Annotated in this window: 18 protein-coding genes; 13 read left to right on the top strand and 5 right to left on the bottom strand. The window is 73.1% G+C overall.

Features of this window, described 5'->3' with window-relative positions; all coding sequences use genetic code 11:
• Nucleotides 1-87: 87 nt before the first annotated feature.
• A complete protein-coding gene (locus tag OOK41_RS19200) occupies nt 88-978 on the top strand; it encodes an MHYT domain-containing protein (protein WP_266266173.1) in 891 nt (296 codons plus the stop codon).
• A gap of 156 nt (nt 979-1134) precedes the next feature.
• On the opposite strand, the gene OOK41_RS19195 is transcribed toward OOK41_RS19200, so the two are convergent.
• From OOK41_RS19195 to OOK41_RS19185, 3 genes are all read right to left on the bottom strand, one after another.
• Entirely contained in the window at nt 1135-2055 is a 921-nt protein-coding gene (locus OOK41_RS19195) for a 5'-3' exonuclease (protein ID WP_117670556.1), read from the bottom strand.
• A 49-nt stretch (nt 2056-2104) separates the two neighbouring features.
• Entirely contained in the window at nt 2105-2440 is a 336-nt protein-coding gene (locus OOK41_RS19190) for a DUF3040 domain-containing protein (RefSeq protein ID WP_266266172.1), read from the bottom strand.
• Between the two features lie 110 nt (nt 2441-2550).
• Nucleotides 2551-3303, bottom strand: a complete 753-nt coding sequence (locus tag OOK41_RS19185; RefSeq protein ID WP_266266171.1) for a Clp protease N-terminal domain-containing protein — start codon at nt 3301-3303, stop codon at nt 2551-2553.
• 165 nt (nt 3304-3468) lie between these two features.
• Here OOK41_RS19185 and OOK41_RS19180 point away from each other — a divergent pair, with 165 nt between their 5' ends.
• The 3 genes from OOK41_RS19180 (at nt 3469) to OOK41_RS19170 (ending at nt 6373) form a co-directional block, all read left to right on the top strand.
• Entirely contained in the window at nt 3469-4584 is a 1116-nt protein-coding gene (locus OOK41_RS19180) for a Xaa-Pro peptidase family protein (RefSeq protein ID WP_266266170.1), read from the top strand.
• Nucleotides 4581-5723: an acyl-CoA dehydrogenase family protein gene (locus tag OOK41_RS19175; RefSeq protein WP_266266169.1), complete on the top strand. Its 1143-nt coding sequence runs from the start codon at nt 4581-4583 to the stop codon at nt 5721-5723. Before OOK41_RS19180 ends, OOK41_RS19175 begins: the two co-directional genes overlap by 4 nt.
• 146 nt (nt 5724-5869) lie before the next feature.
• Nucleotides 5870-6373: an Lrp/AsnC family transcriptional regulator gene (locus tag OOK41_RS19170; protein WP_117670546.1), complete on the top strand. Its 504-nt coding sequence runs from the start codon at nt 5870-5872 to the stop codon at nt 6371-6373.
• On the opposite strand, the gene OOK41_RS19165 is transcribed toward OOK41_RS19170, so the two are convergent.
• Nucleotides 6306-6914: a histidine phosphatase family protein gene (locus OOK41_RS19165; protein WP_266266168.1), complete on the bottom strand. Its 609-nt coding sequence runs from the start codon at nt 6912-6914 to the stop codon at nt 6306-6308. The two genes, OOK41_RS19170 and OOK41_RS19165, sit on opposite strands and share 68 nt — an antisense overlap.
• A 167-nt stretch (nt 6915-7081) precedes the next feature.
• On the opposite strand from OOK41_RS19165, the gene OOK41_RS19160 reads away from it, so the two are divergent.
• On the top strand, nt 7082-7267 hold the full coding sequence (locus OOK41_RS19160) for a CsbD family protein (protein ID WP_117670542.1): 186 nt from the start codon (nt 7082-7084) through the stop codon (nt 7265-7267).
• Between the two features lie 140 nt (nt 7268-7407).
• Complete coding sequence (locus tag OOK41_RS19155; RefSeq protein WP_266266167.1) at nt 7408-8082, top strand: bifunctional 2-polyprenyl-6-hydroxyphenol methylase/3-demethylubiquinol 3-O-methyltransferase UbiG; 675 nt, start codon at nt 7408-7410, stop codon at nt 8080-8082.
• A 95-nt stretch (nt 8083-8177) separates the two neighbouring features.
• On the opposite strand, the gene OOK41_RS19150 is transcribed toward OOK41_RS19155, so the two are convergent.
• Nucleotides 8178-9584, bottom strand: a complete 1407-nt coding sequence (locus tag OOK41_RS19150; RefSeq protein ID WP_266266166.1) for a KamA family radical SAM protein — start codon at nt 9582-9584, stop codon at nt 8178-8180.
• A gap of 155 nt (nt 9585-9739) precedes the next feature.
• Between OOK41_RS19150 and OOK41_RS19145 the strand changes: the two genes are divergently transcribed.
• From OOK41_RS19145 to lnt, 7 genes are all read left to right on the top strand, one after another.
• Complete coding sequence (locus OOK41_RS19145; RefSeq protein WP_266267894.1) at nt 9740-10789, top strand: zinc-binding alcohol dehydrogenase; 1050 nt, start codon at nt 9740-9742, stop codon at nt 10787-10789.
• A gap of 5 nt (nt 10790-10794) precedes the next feature.
• The gene (locus tag OOK41_RS19140) at nt 10795-12381 is read left to right on the top strand and encodes an amidohydrolase (RefSeq protein ID WP_266266165.1); all 1587 of its coding nucleotides are present in this window, start codon (nt 10795-10797) and stop codon (nt 12379-12381) included.
• A 74-nt stretch (nt 12382-12455) separates the two neighbouring features.
• Nucleotides 12456-14015 (top strand): lysine 5,6-aminomutase subunit alpha, encoded by a 1560-nt coding sequence (locus tag OOK41_RS19135; protein WP_117670668.1) that lies wholly within the window; start codon nt 12456-12458, stop codon nt 14013-14015.
• Nucleotides 14012-14764 carry an OAM dimerization domain-containing protein gene (locus tag OOK41_RS19130; protein WP_117670532.1) on the top strand — a complete coding sequence of 251 codons (753 nt, stop codon included), beginning with the start codon at nt 14012-14014 and terminating at the stop codon, nt 14762-14764. Before OOK41_RS19135 ends, OOK41_RS19130 begins: the two co-directional genes overlap by 4 nt.
• Nucleotides 14761-15153, top strand: a complete 393-nt coding sequence (locus OOK41_RS19125; protein ID WP_117670530.1) for a hotdog domain-containing protein — start codon at nt 14761-14763, stop codon at nt 15151-15153. Before OOK41_RS19130 ends, OOK41_RS19125 begins: the two co-directional genes overlap by 4 nt.
• On the top strand, nt 15150-16487 hold the full coding sequence (locus tag OOK41_RS19120) for a glutamate mutase L (RefSeq protein ID WP_266266164.1): 1338 nt from the start codon (nt 15150-15152) through the stop codon (nt 16485-16487). Before OOK41_RS19125 ends, OOK41_RS19120 begins: the two co-directional genes overlap by 4 nt.
• Nucleotides 16488-16985: 498 nt before the next feature.
• Entirely contained in the window at nt 16986-18539 is a 1554-nt protein-coding gene (gene lnt, locus OOK41_RS19115; RefSeq protein WP_266267893.1) for an apolipoprotein N-acyltransferase, read from the top strand.
• Nucleotides 18540-18553: the final 14 nt, after the last annotated feature.

Here is an 18553-nt window from a genome sequence, read left to right as displayed (position 1 = left end):
GGGTGCCATTGCGACAGCCCAAGCGGTCCCCGATCATGTTTTCGGCGCACCGTGTACGCGCCGGTAATCAGGCGAGGGGACAGCCCGGTGGCGGAGATCAATCACTTTGAGTACGGGTGGATCACCCCGGCCCTCAGCTACGCGCTGTCGGTGTTGGGCTCGTTTCTCGGCCTGGTCTGCGCGGGGCGGATCCGGACCGCCGGCACGGCCGGGCAGCGGGCCTGGTGGGGCACCCTGGCCGCGTGGGCGATCGGCGGCACCGCCATCTGGAGCATGCACTTCATGGCGATGCTCGGCTTCGCCGTCGACGGCACCCGAATCCGCTACGACGTGCCGATCACCGTGGCCAGCGCCCTCATCGCCGTCGTCGCCGTCGGCATCGGCCTGGCCATCGTCGGCACCGGCCGGCTCTCCGTGCTCCGCGTCGTCGCCGGCGGCCTGTTCACCGGGGCCGGGGTCGCCGCCATGCACTACACGGGCATGGCGGCGATGCGGCTCAACGGCTCCCTCGGCTACGACGGCGTCCGGGTCGCCCTGTCCGTGCTGATCGCCGTGGTCGCGGCCACCGTGGCGCTCTGGCTGGCCGTCACCGTCCGTCGTGCGCTGGCGATCGCCGCCTCCGCGCTGGTGATGGGCGTCGCCGTCAACGGCATGCACTTCACCGGCATGAGCGCCCTGTCGGTGCACCTGCACGAGCAGCGTGGCGAGGTCACCGGCGCCGGGTTCAGCACCCTGCTGGTGCCGATCGTCCTCGCTGTCATCCTCGTGGTGGTGGGGTTGGTGTACGCCCTGCTCGCCGCGCCCACCGACGAGGATCGGGCCGGCGCGGCGTACCTCGACGCGCGCCGGGGGCCCGCCGGGGCCGTGCCGGTCGCCGAGGCGCAGCCGGCCCCGGACCCGGTCGGCCTGCGCGCCCGGGGCACCCTGGCCCGGCCGGGCACCGCCTTCCCGTCCCGCCGGGACACCCCGCCGCGCTGATCCCCGGGGCGGTGGTGCCCCGGGGCTCCTGCCGCCCGCGCCGGATCCACTCGGCCCCGTCGCCGCGCCCGGACCGAGGCCCATCGCGCCCGGCGGCCCGCCTCGGGGCCCGGCGCGTCGGCGGGGATCTCGCGCCCTGCTCGGATGGACGGCGGGTCAGCCCTGGGCGGCCAGGGCGTCGACGAGCCGGCGGCAGGAGCCGGCGAGGTTCCACCGCTCGGCCAGCTCCAGCAGCCGCTCCGGGGCCGCCGGCGAGCCCGGCAGCGCGGTCGGCAGCTCTGGCAACGGCACGTCCAGCGCCACCCGCACCACCTTCGGCGCGACGGCCAGGTAGTCGCGGGAGGCGTCGAGCTTGGCCCGCAGGCCGGGGGCGAAGCCGGAGCCCGGGTCGTCGAGGGCGGCGAGGATGCCGTCGAGGTCGCCGTACCGGTCGACCAGCCGGGCGGCGGTCTTCTCCCCGACGCCCGGCACCCCGGGCAGCCCGTCGCTCGGGTCGCCGCGCAGGGCCGCGAAGTCGGCGTACCGGTTGGCGGGGACCCCGTAGCGGGACCGCACGGCGGTGTCGTCGCAGTCCTCCAGCTTGGCCACGCCCCGCCCCACGTAGAGCAGCCGCACCCCACGGTCGTCGTCGACGAGCTGGAACAGGTCGCGGTCGCCGGAGACCACCTCCGCCGGGGCCGGCTGGGTCACCGACAACGTGCCCAGCACGTCGTCGGCCTCGTAGCCGGCGGCGCCGACGGTGGTGATGCCGACCGCCGCCAGCACGTCCAGGATCACCGGAATCTGCGGGGTGAGGGTGTCGGGCACCACCTCGCCGCCGGCCGGGGCGAGCCGGTGCGCCTTGTACGACGGCAGCAGCGCCACCCGCCAGTCCGGTCGCCAGTCGTGGTCCATCGCGCAGACCATCCGGTCGGGACGGCGGGTGCGGATCAGCGTGGCGAGCATGTCGAGGAAGCCGCGCACCGCGTTGACCGGGGTGCCGTCCTCGGCCTTCGCCGCGGACTCGGGGACGCCGAAGTAGGCCCGGAAGTAGAGGCTGGGGGCGTCGATCAGCAGGATCGGGGGTCGGTGTGCCACGCCGGACAGCCTGGCACAACCGTGCGACGATCCGGCTGCGACGCGGCGGTCAGGTCGACCCGTCGCGCCGGTACAGGGTCTCCTTGCGGGCCAGGCGCTGCACCGCGAAGCTCGCCACCAGCAGCACGATCGCGACGGCCGCCTCCAGCCAGGCGACCGCGCCGTTGGCGACCGTCAGGCCGACGGCCAGCAGCGCCAGCCCGGCCACCGCGAGGATGCCGGCCCAGAGCAGCCGACGTCGCCGCCGCGCGTCCCGTTCCCGCTCGCCGTCCGCCACCCGCGCCGCCCACCTTCCGCCGTCGCCGCCCGCCGCTGCGGTGTCGGCGCGGGTCCAGGCTATCGACGCGGGCTCCGGCCCGGGCGGCTTTGCCGGGCGCCCGGTCACCGCTGGTCGAACCAGCTCCGGGCGCCCTCGACTTTCCTCCGTTCTCGGCGCGGGTGTGCGGGGGTGTCAGTCGGCGCCGGGCCGGGGGCTCGGTGCCCGCACGGTCGCGGTCACCGCTGTCCGGGCGCGGCGTCGAGCCGCCGCTCCAGCTTCTCGACGCGTGCGACGAGCGGCTGGAGCTGCTGGTGCACCGCCGCGGCCAGCGCCTGGGTCGGGTCGCCGGCACCGGCGGCGGGGGTCTGGGCGCGCAGGTGCAGGTAGCCGGCCAGGGCCGCCGTCACGGCCCGCCGGACCAGCCGGGGCTCGGCGCCCAACGCCCGCAGCACCTGCCCGGCGGTGCCGTCGGGCTCGGTGACCAGGCCCAGGAGCAGGTGTTCACAGCCCACGTAGTTGTGCCCCAGCGCGATGGCCTCGGTCGTCGTCAGTTCGAGCGCTCCGGCGGCGGGGGTGCTGGGGTGCAGCGAGTCCCGGCCCGTCGGGCCCTGCTCGGTGGCGGGGTGCCGGTCCAGGTCGCGCTGGACGTGTGCGGGGTCGATCTCCATCGCCCGCAGCACGTGCAGCGCCAGGTTCTGGCCCTCGGCGAGCATGCCGGCCAGCAGGTCGCCGGTGCCCACGGATGTCGCGCTGGCGGCGCGGGCCCGGTCGATCGCCAGCGTGACGACGGTGCGGGCCCGCGCGGTGAACCGGGGCAGCCGTTCGCCCAGGTCGTCGGCCCCCAGGTCGCCCAGGGCGGTCTGCCGGATGGCGGTGACCTGGCGTACGGCCTGTTCCAGCGCGCGCTGGCAGATCGCCGACACCGGCACGCCGCTGTCCCGGACCGCGTCGGCCAGCTCGTCGGGCAGGTACACATTGATCTTCGGCACGGTCGCCTCCCAGTGGGGTTAGCAACGGGTTATGAGATGGTTATACCCCCAGTGGGGGCGGTTGCACCAGCGACTGTCTCCCCCTCGACCAGCGCGGGACCCGCCAAGCCGCCGCGGGGCCGAGCCGGGTCTCGGGACCTACCAAACGACCGTTAAGCTGACCGGGTGGGAACCAACGGGCTGTACCCCGCCGACCGGCTGGCCGCCGCGCAGCGCGCCACCGCCGCCGCTGGCCTCGACGCGCTGCTGCTCACCCCCGGCTCGGACCTGCGCTACCTCACCGGCTACGACGCACCCGCCGGGGAGCGGCTGACCTGCCTGGTGCTGCCCGCCCGGGGGGAGCCGACGCTGATCGTGCCCACCCTGGAACGCCCCGCCGCCGAGGCGTCCCCCGCCCCGGCCACCGGCGTGCGGATCGTCGACCACCCCGACGGCGCCGACCCGTACCCGCTGGTGACCGCCGCCCTCGACGGGCCGGTCGCGGCCGTCGGCCTGGCCGACCGGATGTGGGCCGAGCAGGTCCTCGCCCTGCGCGCCCTGCTGCCCGCCGCGGCGCAGCGCCTCGCCGGTGAGGTGTTGCGCGAGCTGCGCATCCGCAAGTCCCCGGCCGAGGTCGCCGCCCTCGCCGAGGCCGGCGCCGCCATCGACGCCGTGCACTCGCGAATGGGGCAGTGGCTGCGCCCCGGCCGCACCGAGGCCGAGGTGGCGGGCGACATCGCCGCCGCGATCGGCGCCGCCGGCCACGTCACCGTCGACTTCGTCATCGTCGCCGCCGGCCCCAACGGCTCCAGCCCGCACCACGGCACCTCCGACCGGCCGATCGGCGCCGGCGAACCCGTGGTGGTCGACATCGGCGGCACCATGCCGTCGGGCTACCGCTCCGACTGCACCCGCACGTACGTCCCCGGCGGCCTGCCCCCGGCCGAGTTCACCGACTACTACGCCATGCTGCACGCCGCCCAGGCCGCCGCCGTCGCCGCGGTCCGTCCCGGCGTCACCGCCGAGGCCGTCGACGCCGCCGCCCGTGACCTGATCACCGCCGCCGGGTACGGCCCGGCGTTCCTGCACCGCACCGGCCACGGCATCGGGCTGGACGGCCACGAGGACCCGTACGTGGTCGCCGGCAACCCCCGGCCGCTGGAACCCGGCATGGCGTTCTCCGTCGAGCCGGGCATCTACCTCGCGGGCCGGCACGGCGCCCGGATCGAGGACATCGTCGTCTGCACGACGGACGGCGTGACCCGGCTCAACACCACCCCCACGGAGCTCATCGCGCTATGACTGTCGACCGGATCCTGCCCACCGACGAGGCCCACGACCTGCTCGCCCTGGCCACCGAACTCGCCGACCGGGAACTCGCGCCCCGGGCCGCCGGATTCGAGCAGCGTGCCGAGTTCCCCCGCGAGGTGCTGCGCACCCTCGGCCGCGCGGGCCTGCTCGGCCTGCCGTACCCCGAGGAGCACGGCGGCGCCGCCCAGCCGTACGAGGTCTACCTCCAGGTGCTGGAGATCCTCGCCAGCCGGTGGCTCGCCGTCGCCGAGGCGGTCAGCGTGCACACGCTGTCCTGCTACCCGGTCGCCCAGTTCGGCACCGACGAGCAGCGCAAGCTGCTGCCCGACATGATCGGCGGCGAGCTGCTCGGCGCGTACTGCCTCTCGGAGCCGCAGGGCGGCTCGGACGCGGCGGCGCTGACCACGCGGGCCGTCCGCGACGGCGGCTCCTACGTCGTGACCGGCACCAAGGCCTGGATCACCCACGCCCAGGTCGCGGACTTCTACAACGTCTTCTGCCGTACCGGTGGGCCCGGCCCGAAGGGCATCTCCTGTCTGCTGGCCGACCGGGACACCCCCGGCATCGCCCCGCAGGCCGCCGAGCGGACGATGGGCCTGCGCGCCTCCCCGGTGGCGCAGATCGCCTTCGACGACGCCCGGGTGCCGGCCGACCGGCTGATCGGCGGGGAGGGGGCGGGCTTCACCATCGCGATGTCCGCCCTGGACTCCGGCCGGCTCGGCATCGCCGCCTGCGCCGTCGGCCTGGCCCAGGCCGCCCTCGACTACGCGGTCGGCTACGCCCGCGAGCGGCAGCAGTTCGGCCGGGCCATCGTCGACTTCCAGGGCCTCGGTTTCCTCCTGGCCGACGCGGCCACCCAGATCTCCGCCGCCCGGGCCCTGACGCTGCACGCGGCCCGGCTGCGCGACGCCGGCCGGCCGTACTCGATCGAGGCGGCGAAGGCCAAGCTGTTCGCCAGCGACATGGCGATGCGGGTGACCACCAACGCGGTGCAGGTGCTCGGCGGTGCCGGCTACGTAGCCGACCACCCGGTCGAGCGGTACCTGCGGGAGGCCAAGGTGCTCCAGATCGTGGAGGGCACCAACCAGATCCAGCGCCTGGTCATCTCCCGGGACCTGGCGAGGGGCTAGCCCGGCCCGGGGTTGCCGCCTCCCGGGGCGGCGGCCAGGTCGCTGACCTGGTCGCGGACGCGGTGCGTGACCGGGTGGTCCGCTGGGTGTCACGCCCGGTGGGGTCGTCGTCGCGTGGGACCGCGTTTGCGGGTAGGTTGCACGCCGTGGAGGAGATCGACCGGGCCATCGTCGCGGCGCTGACCGCCGACGGGCGGCTGTCGTACACGGATCTGGCGGAGAAGGTGGGCCTGTCGGTGTCCGCGGTGCACCAGCGGGTCCGCCGGCTGGAACATCGCGGGGTGATCAAGGGGTACGCGGCCCGGGTGTCCTTCGAGGCGCTGGACCTGCCGCTGACCGCGTTCGTGGCGATCCGGCCGTTCGACCCGTCGCAGCCCGACGACGCCCCGGAACGGCTGGCCCACCTGCCGGAGATCGACTCCTGCTACTCGGTGGCGGGGGAGGACTTCTACCTGCTGCTGGTGCGGGTGGCCAGCCCGGCGGACCTGGAACGGGTGCTCCAGGAGATCCGCACCTCCGCGAACGTCACCACCCGCACCACGGTCGTCCTGTCCACCCCGTACGAGAACCGGCCGCCGAAGATCAGTGGCGAGCCGCCGACGCGTCGGCCCCGGGCGGCGGGGGAGCCGACTGGTTCCACCGCTGGATGACCCGTCGTCCGTGTTCGTGACCGAGCACGCTGACCGTGGCCGTGTCCAGCCGTAGCCGCCCGCCGGCGGCCGGCGGCAGCCCGATCCACCGGGCGCCGAGCACCCGCAGGCTGTGCGCGTGGCCGACGAGGGCGACGTCGCCGGAGTCGAGCAGGGCGGCGATCCGGCCGAGTACCCGGTCCAGCCGCTCGCCGACCTCGGCGGGGGACTCCCCGCCCGGGCAGCCGTCGGTCCAGATGTCCCAGCCCGGGCGGTCGGCCTGGATGTCGGCGGTGGTCCGGCCCTCGTACTCGCCGTAGTTCCACTCGGCCAGGTCCGGGTCGGTGGCGGTGACGGCCAGCCCGGCCAGCCGCGCGGTGCGCAGCGCCCGGGTGCGCGGGCTGGACAGCACCCGGGCGAATCGCCAGCCGCCGAGGACGCCGCCCAGCGCGCGGGCCTGGCGCTCGCCGTCGGGGGTGAGGTCCAGGTCGGTGTACGAGGTGTGCCGGCGGCTGGCGCTCCACTCGGTCTCGCCGTGCCGGACGAGCGCGATCTCTCCCATCCGCCCAGTCAACCAGGCCCCGCCGCCCACCGTTCCCGACTTCACCTAGCCTCCTAGGATGCCGTACGGGGTATGCGGGCACACACGTTTCCGTCCCGCACCGGCCGGGCATACCCGCTGCCGGAGCCGAATGGCCCGGACACCGCGGAGCAGAGGGGGAGTCCGAGATGAGCTTCACCGACAAGGCGAAGAACAAGGCCCAGGAGCTGGCCGGCGCCGCCAAGGAGCGGATCGGCGACGCCACCGACAACGAGCGGATGCGGGCCGAGGGCGCCACCCAGCAGAGCGACGCGCAGGCCCGGCAGATGGGCGAGCACGTCAAGGACGCCGGCCGGGACGCGTTCACGAAGTGACCCGACCACGGCGGGCCCGGAGCGGAACTGCTCTCCGGGCCCGCCGCTTCGTGTCCGGGGTGCCTGCGGACTTGCCGTTTCGGCAAACATATTTGCGGCGGTGCGGTCTGCCGGGGCAGGCTCGGGGCGGAGGTGGTCCGATGACGGCGGATGTGGGCACGGAGCAGTTCTGGGAGGGGCACTACCGGTCGCGGGAGCGGGTGTGGAGCGGGCAGGTCAACGCCGCGCTCGCCGACGTGTTGACCGGGCTCGACGCGGACCTGCCGGCAGGCACCGCGCTGGACCTGGGCTGCGGCGAGGGAGCGGACGCCGTGTGGCTGGCGCGGCGCGGCTGGCGGGTGCGCGCGGTCGACGTGTCGCCGACGGCGCTCGCCCGGGCGGCAGCGCACGCCACGGAGGCGGGGGTGGGCCACCTGGTCGAGGTCGCCCGGCACGACCTGGAGTCGTCGTTCCCCGACGGGCGTTTCGACCTGGTGTCGGCGCAGTACCTACAGTCTCCGCTGGACTTCGCCCGGCACCGCGTGCTGCGCCTGGCGGCCGAGTCGGTGGCGCCGGGAGGTCTCCTGCTGATCGTGGAGCACGCGTCGGCGCCGGGGCACCACGAGGACCATCCCCGGTTCCCCACGCCCGAGGAGACCCTTACCGGGCTGGAGCTGGCACCGGGGGAGTGGGCCCGGCACCGGGTGGACGCCGTGCGGCGGACGGTGCCGGCCCCGAGCGGCGAGACCGTCACTGTCACCGACTCGGTGATCGCGATGCGCCGCCGGGGTGACCCTGCCGACATCGTCGTCCCGACGCAACACCTAGTGTCCTAGGACGCCATACGGGAAGTAACCCACCGCACCGAATCCGAAAACGAACCGGCCCCCGGCTGACGCCGGGGGCCGGACTCGGGGTCGAGCGGCGGGACTCAGTCTTCGCGGTGCTCGCGCCACCACTGCTGCCCGGAGGCGGGCAGCGTGTCGATCGGGTCGTAGTAGGCGTAGCGCTTGTTGAGCGCCTCCAGGTCGGCCGACTCGATCGAGGTGCGGTAGTTCTTCGTCCAGTACGAGATGCCGCGCTCGCGGTCGTACTCGGTGAGCATGTGCACCCAGCGCTTGCCGACGAACGGGACGTCGCAGACGATCCGCGGGGTGGCGTAGCCGGGCAGGTAGCCCATGATGTCGTGCTGGAGCTGCTGGGCGTGCCAGACGGGGACCCGCCAGTGCTCGGCGTTGGGGATCATGTCGCACATGTAGAAGTAGTACGGCAGGATGCCGGCCTCGCCCTGGAGCGCGAAACAGAGGTCGAGCAGGTCGGGGGCGGTGGCGTTGACGCCGCGCATGAGCACGCCCTGGTTTCGGACGTCCCGGACGCCGACGTCGAGAGCGGTCTGGGCGGCCCGGGCGACCAGCGGGGTGATCGACTGGGCGTGGTTGACGTGGGTGTGGATGGCCAGGTTGACGCCGCGTCGGGCAGCGGTGCGGGCGACCCGTTCCAGGCCCTCGACGACGTCGGGCTGGAGCCAGTGCTGGGGCAGGCCCATGAGGGCCTTGGTGGCGAGCCGGATGTCGCGGACGGTTTCCAGCTCCAGCAGCCGCATCAGGTACGACTCGAGGTTGCGCCACGGCACGTTGGCCACGTCGCCGCCGGAGACGACGACGTCACGGACGCCGGGGTGGGCCTTGAGGTAGGCGATGTGGGCGTCGTACCGGTCGACGGGCTTGAGGGTGAGTTTGAGCTTGTCGACGGCGGGGGTGGAGTTGCCGACGAGGTCCATCCGGGTGCAGTGCCCGCAGTACTGGGGGCAGGTGGAGAGCAGCTCGGCGAGGACCTTGGTGGGGTAGCGGTGGGTGAGGCCCTCGGCGACCCACATGTCGTGCTCGTGCAGGGAGTCGCGGCTGGCGTACGGGTGGGAGGGCCAGTCGGTGCGCCGGTCTGCGGCCACGGGGATCATGTAACGCCGGATCGGGTCGGCGAGGAACGCCTCGGTGGTCATCGGCGCGAACGGGACCATGGTGTTGACCATCTGTGGCGGCACCAGCATGGACATGGTGGCCAGGGCCTTCTGGTCGGCCTCGAGGTCGGCGTAGAAGGACTCGTCGACGGTGTCGCCGAGGACGGCGCGGAGCTGCTTGATGTTCTTGACGCAGTTGACGCGCTGCCACTGGGCGTTCTCCCACTGCTCGCGGGTGACATGGCGCCAGCCGGGGAAGCGGGTCCAGTCGGGTTCGACCAGGGGGCTGCGGCGGTATTCGTACGGCTGCCCGGCGGTCGGTACGGCGACCGGGGCGTGACGAGGTTGAGGGATGGTCTCAACCGGTTGGGTCTGGGTCACGGCCCCTCCTCGGTGCGTGGTGCGGATGATCAGCAGGCCGTAGGCTACTGGAAAATATCCGGTGAAGAAATTATTCTGCCGTAAGTTTTCCCGCGACGCGAGTCCTGGCCAGGGCTTCGGGCGGCTGGACAGGGGAGGTCGGCGTGACGTCACCGGTGGGTCTGCACCGCGTTGTCGAACCGGCGGGGGTGCTGCCGCAGGCGGCGTGGCGGCTGGACGCCAGTCCGACGATCGCGCCGAACGAGGTGCGGATCCGGGTCGAGCGGCTGAACCTGGATGCGGCGAGCTTCCGGCAGTTGTGGGAGAAGCACGGCGGGGACGGGGAGAAGGTCCGCGCCGAGGTCCTGGAGATCGTCTCCACCCGGGGCAAGATGCAGAACCCGGTGACCGGGTCGGGCGGGATGCTGATCGGCACCGTCGAGGAGGCGGGGCGGCGCTCCCCGCTGGGGCTGAAGGCGGGCGACCGGGTGGCGACGCTGGTGTCGCTGACGTTGACCCCGCTGACGATCACCGACGGGCTGGCCCGCTGGGACGGCCGTAGCGAGCAGGTGCCGTGCGACGGGTACGCGATCCTGTTCGCCCGGTCGATCGCGGCGGTGCTGCCGGCGGATCTGCACCCGGAGTTGTCCCTCGCCGTGCTGGACGTGTGCGGTGCGCCGGCGTTGACCGCGCGGGTGGTCCACGAGCATGTGCAGCGGCGGGAGTGGGAGTGCGATCCGACGCCGGTGCGTGTGGCGGTGATCGGCGGGGCGGGCAAGAGCGGGTCGTTGTCCCTGGCGGCGGCGCGTCAGGCGGGCGCGGGTCGTACGGTCGGGGTGGTGCCGGTGGCGGCGGAGCGGGACGCGTTGGTGGCGGCGGGCCTGGCCACGGAGGTGGCGTTGGCCGACGCGCGGGATCCGGTGGCGTTGTCGTCGGCGGTGACGGCGGCGCTGGGGGTGCCGGCGGACGTGACGGTGGTGTGCGTGGACGTGCCGGGCTGTGAGCACGGTGCGGTGCTGGCCACGGCGGACGGCGGGACGGTGATCTTCTTCTCGATGGCGACGAGCTTCGCCGCCGCCGCGCTGGGCGCGGAGGGGTTGGCGGCGGACGTGACGATGCTGGTGGGCAACGGGTATGTGCCGGGGCACGCGGAGCTGGCGTTGGGGTTGTTGCGGTCGGAGCCGGGCGTGCGTGGTCTCTTCGAGGCGCGGTTGGCGGCAGACTGAGAGCCATGACGAACCCCTCGACGACGCGCCCGGTGACGTTGTACCGCGGTGGCGTGCTGCATTGTCCGGCCGATCCGGGTGCCACCGCGCTGTTGGTGCGGGACGGGCGGATTGCCTGGTTGGGTGTCGACGCGGACGCGCCGGCGGCGGATCGGGTGGTGGATCTGGGCGGGGCGTTGGTGACGCCGGCGTTCGTGGACGCGCACGTGCACGCGACGGACACCGGGTTGGCGTTGTCGGGGCTGGACCTGTCGGGGGTGCGGTCGGCGGGTGGGTTGTTGGACGCCGTCGCGGGGTTCGCGGCGGGGCTGCCGGCTGATGCGGTGGTGCTGGGGCACGGCTGGGACGAGTCGGGTTGGGTGGACAGGGCGCTGCCGGACGGGGCCGGGTTGGGGCGGGCGGCGGGGGGGCGGCGGGTGTATCTGTCGCAGGCGTCGATCCATTCGGCGTTGGTGTCGGAGGCGATGCTGGCGGCGTGTCCGGAGGCGGCTGGGGCGTTGGGGTTCGACGCTTCGGGGTGGTTGCGGCGGGACGCGCACCACGTGGTGCGGGCGGCGGCGTTGGCGTCGGTGACGCGGGTGCAGCGGGTTGCCGCGCAGCGGGTGGCGTTGGCGCGTGCGGCGTCGTTGGGGATCGCGGCGGTGCACGAGTGTGGTGGGCCGGACATCTCTGACGAGGAGGACTTCGCGGGTCTGTTGGCGTTGTCGGGTGTCGGGGTGCCGGAGGTGTACGGGTACTGGGGTGAGTTGGGTGGTGCGGCGCGGGCCCGGGAGTTGGGTGCGGTGGGTGCCGGTGGGGATCTGTTCGCGGACGGGGCGTTGGGGTCGCGGACGGCGCATCTGTCGGGGGCGTACCTGGACGGGGAGCCGGGGGCGTGTGGGCACGGGTATGTGAGCGCGGAGCAGGTGCGTGACCATTTGTTGGACTGTGCGGCGCACGGGATGCAGGGCGGGTTCCACGCGATCGGGGACGCGGCGATCTCGACGGTGTTGGAGGGGTTCGCGGGGGCGGCGGAGCGGTTGGGCACGGACCGGGTGCGGGCGGCGCGGCATCGGGTGGAGCATGCGGAGATCATGAGTAGGCGGTTGATCGCCGGGTTCGTGGAGTTCGGGATCGTGGCGAGCGTGCAGCCGGCGTTCGACCGGTTGTGGGGTGGCGCGGGTCGGATGTATGAGTCGCGGTTGGGGTTGGACCGGTCGTTGGAGTCGAACCCGGTGGGGGCGATGCACTCGGTCGGGGTGGCGTTGGCGTTCGGGTCGGATTCGCCGGTGACGCCGCTGGATCCGTGGGGTTCGGTGCGGGCGGCGGTGGCGCATCACAGTCCGGTGCAGCGGATGAGTGTGCGGGCGGCGTTCGCGGCGCATACCCGGGGTGGGTGGCGGGCGGTGCATCGCGACGGTGAGGGTGTGTTGGCGTTGGGGGCGGCGGCGACGTTCGCGGTGTGGGCGACGCCGGCGGGGGTGGATCGGGGTCTGCCGGTGTTGCAGGCGTCGGATCCGGAGGCGCGGGGTGCGGACGATGTGACGCCGTTGCCGGTGTGTCGGCGCACGGTGTTGCGTGGCGAGGTGATCTATGAGGAAGGGTCTGCGTGAGCGAGCGTAGCGAGCGAATCATCGATGCGGAACGGGCGCCTGTGGCGCCGTCGCCGAGTGTGGTGGGGGGCGGTGTGACGGGGAAGCTTGGTCTGGATCCGGTGCTGGTGGCGCGGGCGCGGGAGTTGGCGCGTCGGGCTGGGCGGCCGGTGGTGGAGATGGCCCGTGGTCATACGACGGTGTCGGTGGAGCGGGCGGTGCTGCGGTTGGCCGGGGTGACTGGTGCGGATCCGGACGGTATTCCGTGGGTGAACCGTCTGGTGGATGCGGTGGTCGCTGATGTGGGGTTGGGGCACGGGGTGGCGGTGCCGGTGTTCGATGCCCTGGTCCGGGAGCAGATCAGCGATGTGACGTTGTTGGCGCAGAAGGCTGCCGCCGGGTCGGTGCGGTTCGGCCAGCCGGTGGGGAGGTCGGCTACGGCGGCGCGGCGGGCCGCGCGGCGGGCGGTGGCGGCGGGGGTGCGGCGGATCGACCGGCGGCGGGCGGAGCGGGACCGGCTGGTGCGGCGGTACGGGGATCCGGCGCAGCGGCCGTGGATCTACCTGATCGTGGCGACGGGTGACATCTATGAGGACATTCCGCAGGCGCAGGCGGCGGCGCGGGCGGGTGCGGACGTGATCGCGGTGATCCGGTCGACGGGGCAGTCGTTGTTGGACTACGTGCCGGAGGGTGCGACGCGGGAGGGGTTCGCGGGGACGTACGCGACGCAGGAGAACTTCCGGTTGATGCGGGCTGCCTTGGACGAGTCGTCGAGGGAGTTGGGCCGGTATGTGCGGTTGACGAACTACGCGTCGGGTTTGTGTATGCCGGAGATGGCGACTCTGGCGGGGTTGGAACGTCTGGACATGATGTTGAACGATTCGATGTACGGGATTTTGTTCCGGGACATCAATCCGGTGCGGACGTTCGTGGACCAGCGGTTCTCGCGGCAGGTGCACGCGCGGGCGGGGATCATCATCAACACGGGTGAGGACAACTATCTGACCACTGCGGATGCGGTGGACGAGGCGCACACGGTGACGGTGTCGCAGTTGTTGAACGAGTACTTCGCGCATGAGGCGGGGTTGGCGGACTGGCAGTTGGGGTTGGGGCACGCGTTCGAGATCAATCCGGATGTGCCGGAGTCGTTCCGGCTCGAGCTGGCGCATGCGTTGTTGGCGCGGGAGTTGTTCCCGGATGCGCCGTTGAAGTGGATGCCGCCGACGAAGCACATGACGGGGGATGTGTTCCGGGGGAATCTGCTCGACGGGTTCTTCAATCTGGTGGGGACGATGACGGGGCAGGGGATCCTGCTGGTGGGGATGATGACGGAGGCGGTGGTGACGCCGTGGCTGTCGGATCGGGACATCGCTTTGCAGAACGTGCGGTACGTGTTGGGTGCGGCGGGTGGGTTGCGGGAGGATTTCGTTCCGGCGCCGGGTGGGTTCATCCAGCAGCGGGCGAACCGGGTGCTGAGTGAGGCGGTGGAGCTGTTGGAGCGTATCGGTGAGCAGTCGTTGTTGTCGGCGATCGCCGAGGGGACGTTCGGGATCATGAAGCGGCCGGCGGATCGGGGTAAGGGCCTGTCGGGGGTGGCGGCGCACGAGGGTGACTACTACAACCCGGCGACGGAGATCCTGGAGCAGCCGGCATGACGGAGAAGCAGATCGTGCGGCCGTACGGGGACACCACCGGTGACGGGATGGTGCAGGTGTCGTTCACGTTGCCGGTGCCGCATGACAAGCGGGCCGAGGGCGCGGCGGTGCAGTTGGCGAACAAGATGGGCATCGACCCGGCGATGTTGGTGCACGCGAAGCCGATGAGTGACGGGTTCACGTTCTTCGTGGTGTATGGGCGGGTGAACCACCTGGTGGACCTGGCGGCGGTGCGGGTGGTGGAGCGGGACTTTCCGCTGCTGTCGGCCAAGGAGGTCAACGCGCTGGTGAAGCAGCGGTTGCGGCGGAAGTTGTCGGTGGTGGGGGCGTGTATCGGCACGGACGCCCACACGGTGGGCATCGACGCGATCCTGAACGTGAAGGGCATCGCCGGGGAGAAGGGCCTGGAGTACTACCGGGAGTTGAAGGTGTCGAACCTGGGGGCTCAGGTGAGTGTGCCGGAGTTGGTGGAGGCGGCGCGGGTGGAGCGGGCCGATGCGGTGCTGGTGTCGCAGGTGGTGACGCAGCGGGACGCGCATCTGCACAACACGCGGGAGATGTCGGCGGCGTTCCGGGAGGCGATGCCGGCGGGCCGGCGTCCGTTGTTGATCGTGGGTGGGCCGCGGTTCGACGAGTCGATGACGGGCGAGTTGGGCGTTGATCGGATTTTCGGGCGGGGGACCACGCCGGGTGAGGTGGCTTCCTATCTGGTGCACGCGTTGGTGACGAGCAAGAAGGCGAAGGCATGAGTGATTCTCGGGTCGGTCTGACGGTGATGCATCGGCGGTATGTGCCGTACTCGCATGCGCACTACGCGGGGAGTCTGGTGGACGGGGCGTACGCGTTGGGGTTGTTCGGTGATGTGGCGACGGAGGTGTGTATCCGTACCGACGGTGACGAGGGGTTGTTCGCGTCGTATTCGGATGTGCAGTTCCGGGCGCCGATGCGGGCGGGGGACGTGCTGGAGGTGACGGCGACGGTGACCCGGGTGGGGACGCGTAGCCGCACGATCGACTTCGAGGCGCGGGTGGTGTGTCGGGGTCGTCCGGACCGGTCGGAGTCGGCGGCGGAGGTCCTCGATCCGCCGGTGGTGGCGGTCACGGCGACCGGCACGGTGGTCGTGCCCGCGTCGGCGTGAGGGTCGCGGTCTGCGCCGACGTCGGGTCGACGTACACGAAGGCCGCGGTGGTGGATCTGGACTCCGGTCGGCTGGTGGCGGCGGGGTCGGCGCCGACGACGGTGGGCAGTGACGTGCTGCGTGGCCTGGACGCGGCGGTGGCGGCGGCGACGGCGGGCCTCGCGGTGGGTGACGCGCCGTGGTACGTGTGTTCGTCGGCCGGTGGTGGGTTGCGGCTGGCGGTGGTCGGCTACGAGCCGCTGGTGACGGCGCAGGCGGGTCGGCGGGTGGGGTTGTCGGCGGGGGCGAACGTGGTGCACGTGGCCGCCGGCCGGTTGGGTGCGGCGGGGTTGGCGGCGTTGCGGGCGGCCCGTCCGGACGTGGTGTTGCTGGTCGGGGGCACCGACGGCGGTGACGCTGAGGTGTTGACGCACAACGCGACCCGGCTGGCGCGGGCGCGGTGGCGGGTGCCGGTGGTGTTGGCCGGCAACGTGCAGGTGCGGGACGGGTTGGGTGCGCTGCTGGTGGGCGCGGGGGTGCCGGTGACGGTGGCGGACAACGTGCTGCCGCGGATCGGGGTGTTGGCGCCGGCGTCGGCGCGGGCGGCGATCCGGGAGGTGTTCCTGCGGCACGTCATCGGTGGGAAGCGGTTGTCGCGGGGGTCGCGGTTTGCCCGGTTGGTGCGGGCGGCCACTCCGGACGCGGTGCTGACGGGGGTGGAGGTCCTCGCCGACTCGGTCGGTGGTGATCTGGTGGTGGTGGACGTGGGTGGGGCGACCACGGACGTGTATTCGGTGTTGACGCCGGACGAGCGGGCCGACGGTCCGGGTCGGGAGGTGGCGGGGACGCTGTGGCGGGCCCGGACGGTGGAGGGGGATCTGGGGATGCGGTGGAGCGCCCCGGGGGTGGTGCGGGCGGCGGTGGAGGAGCGGCTGGTCGGCGGTGGCGAGGAGGCCGGGTTGGCGGCGGCGGCGCAGGTGCGGGCGGCGGATCCGGGGTTCCTGCCGGCGGGTGACGTGGAGCGGGAGGTGGATGCGCGGTTCGCCGGGTTGGCGGCGACGGTGGCGGTGCGGCGGCATGCCCGGGGTGGGGCGACGGGGGAGCGTGGGGGGCGGGATCTGCGGGACGTGCGGCTGTTGGTGGGTTCGGGGGGTGTGTTGCGTCACGTCGCGCCGGTGGTGTCGGGGGCGGTGTTGGGGGCGGTGTTGGGTGACCATGCGGGTGGCTGGCCGGTGCCGCGGGATGCCCGGCCGGTGGTGGACACGGACTATGTGCTGGCCGCGGGTGGGCTGTTGGCGGGGGACCATCCGGTGGCGGCGGTGGCGTTGTTGCGCCGGCACCTCGGCACGGATTGAGACACGCCGACGCGACACGCCGTGGTGAACGGCGCGACAGGCCGGTGGTGGGTTGACAGGGCCTGGGGTGCAGCACGTACCGTCTTTGAGTCCTACTACGGGAAGCGGCTGTTGTTCGCTTCGTCCCTTCGTCCGCTGGCCGAGTGACTTTCGAGTCGCGGCGGCCAGGTCCAGCGGGCGGGGGTCGGCGGGGCGGCGCGAACCGGCCGCGGTTACCGGTGTATGGGCAGGGTGAGGTGCACGGCCAGTAGACAACGGCCAGGCGGGGGCAGCCAGTCTTCCGTCGGGTCGGTCCGAAGGTCGGCGTGCCTGATTCTTGCCCCACCGGCCGGGAAGGGCCTGGGAGCATCGGGGCGCGGCAGTTGCCGCGCCCCGATTTCCGTTCCGCCCCGGGTGGGCGGTGCTGCGGCGGTGGGACGGGTAGCCTTCGGCGGTGTGATCGCAGGTGAGGTGCCGGTGACGGCTGTCGCGCAGAGCCCGTCGGGTCCGGCGGCCGGGGTGCAGGCCGGTCCTGGGGGGCCGTTGCCGTTGCGGGTGGCGTTGCCGTTGGCGGTGGCCGCCGGGTTGGCGATGCTGGTGGCGTTCCCCCCGTACGGGTGGTGGCCGGCCGCGTCGGTGGGGGTGGCGTTGCTGGGCGCGGCGGTGCACCGCCGTCGGGTGCGGGCCGGCGTGGGGTTGGGTTTCGTGGCGGGTGTGGCGTTGTTCGGTCCGCTGCTGTCGTGGACGAACCTGCACACCGGTCACCTGCCGTGGCTGTTGTTGTCGCTGTTGCAGGCCGGGTATGTGGCGGTGCTGGGTGGGGCCGCGGCGTACGCGTCGCCGCTGGTGGACCGGTGGCGGTGGTCGTGGCCGGCGCTGACCGGGGTGCTGTGGGTGGGGCAGGAGGCGCTGCGGTCGCGGGCCCCGTTCGGGGGGTTCCCGTGGGGCCGGTTGGCGTTCAGTCAGGACGAGTCCCCGGCGTTGCGGTTGGCCGCGGTGGGTGGGGCGCCGCTGGTGACGTTCGCCGTCGCCGTGGCCGGTGGTCTGCTGGTGGCGGCGGCATGGCGGGGCGCGGCGGCGCGGTCGCGGTGGGTGGGGGCGGGTCTGGTGTGGGGCGCGGCCGGGGTGCTCGCGGTGGGGCTGCTGGTGCCGGTGGGGGTCGCCGGGGGTGGCGGCGCGGTGACCGTGGCGGTGGTGCAGGGCAACGTGCCGCGGCTGGGCCTGGACTTCAACGCCCAGCGGCAGGCGGTGTTGAACAACCACGTGCAGGCGACCCTCGACCTGGCCGCGCAGGTCGCGGCGGGGCAGCGTCCGCAGCCGGACCTGGTGGTGTGGCCGGAGAACGCCAGCGACATCGATCCGTTGCGCAGCCCGGGGGCGGGGCAGCGGATCAGCGAGGCCGCCGACACGGTGCGGGCGCCGATCCTGGTGGGGGCGGTGCTGGTGGGCCCCGGTGCGGGGCAGAGCCGCAACGCGGGGATCCTGTGGCGGCCGGGCAGCGGCCCGGACCTGGAGCAGATGTACACGAAGCGGCATCCGGTGCCGTTCGCCGAGTACGTGCCGCTGCGGGATGTGGCGCGGATGGTCAGCAAGGAGGTCGACCGGGTCCGCAGCGACATGGTGGCCGGTGACCGTGCCGGGGTGGTCGACGCCGGCCCGGCTGTGCTGGGTGACGTGATCTGCTTCGAGGTGGCCTACGACGGGCTGGTCCGGGACACCGTCACCGGTGGGGCGCAGTTGCTGGTGGTGCAGACCAACAACGCCACGTTCGACGTCGCCGAGGCCCGTCAGCAGTTGGCGATGGTGCGGTTGCGGGCGGTGGAGCACGGCCGTGCGTCGTTGATGGCCTCCACGGTCGGGGTGTCCGGGTTCGTCGCCCCGGACGGGCGGGTATCCGACGCCACCGGGTTCAACACCCGCGCCGTGGTGCTGCGCCAGTTGCGCCTCGGTGACGGGCGCACCCTGGCCACCCGGGTCGGGGTGTGGCCGGAGGCGGCACTGTCCGCCGCGGCGGTGGCCGCTCTGGCCGGGGCGGTGTGGCTGCGTCGGCGGCGGTCGGCGGTCGCCCGGTAGCGACACGTCGGCGG

It is taken from the genome of Micromonospora sp. NBC_01655 (assembly GCF_026339755.1).
GTDB lineage: Bacteria > Actinomycetota > Actinomycetes > Mycobacteriales > Micromonosporaceae > Micromonospora.
Note: the sequence above shows the minus strand (reverse complement) of the source record. Positions and strands in the feature narration are given on the sequence as shown.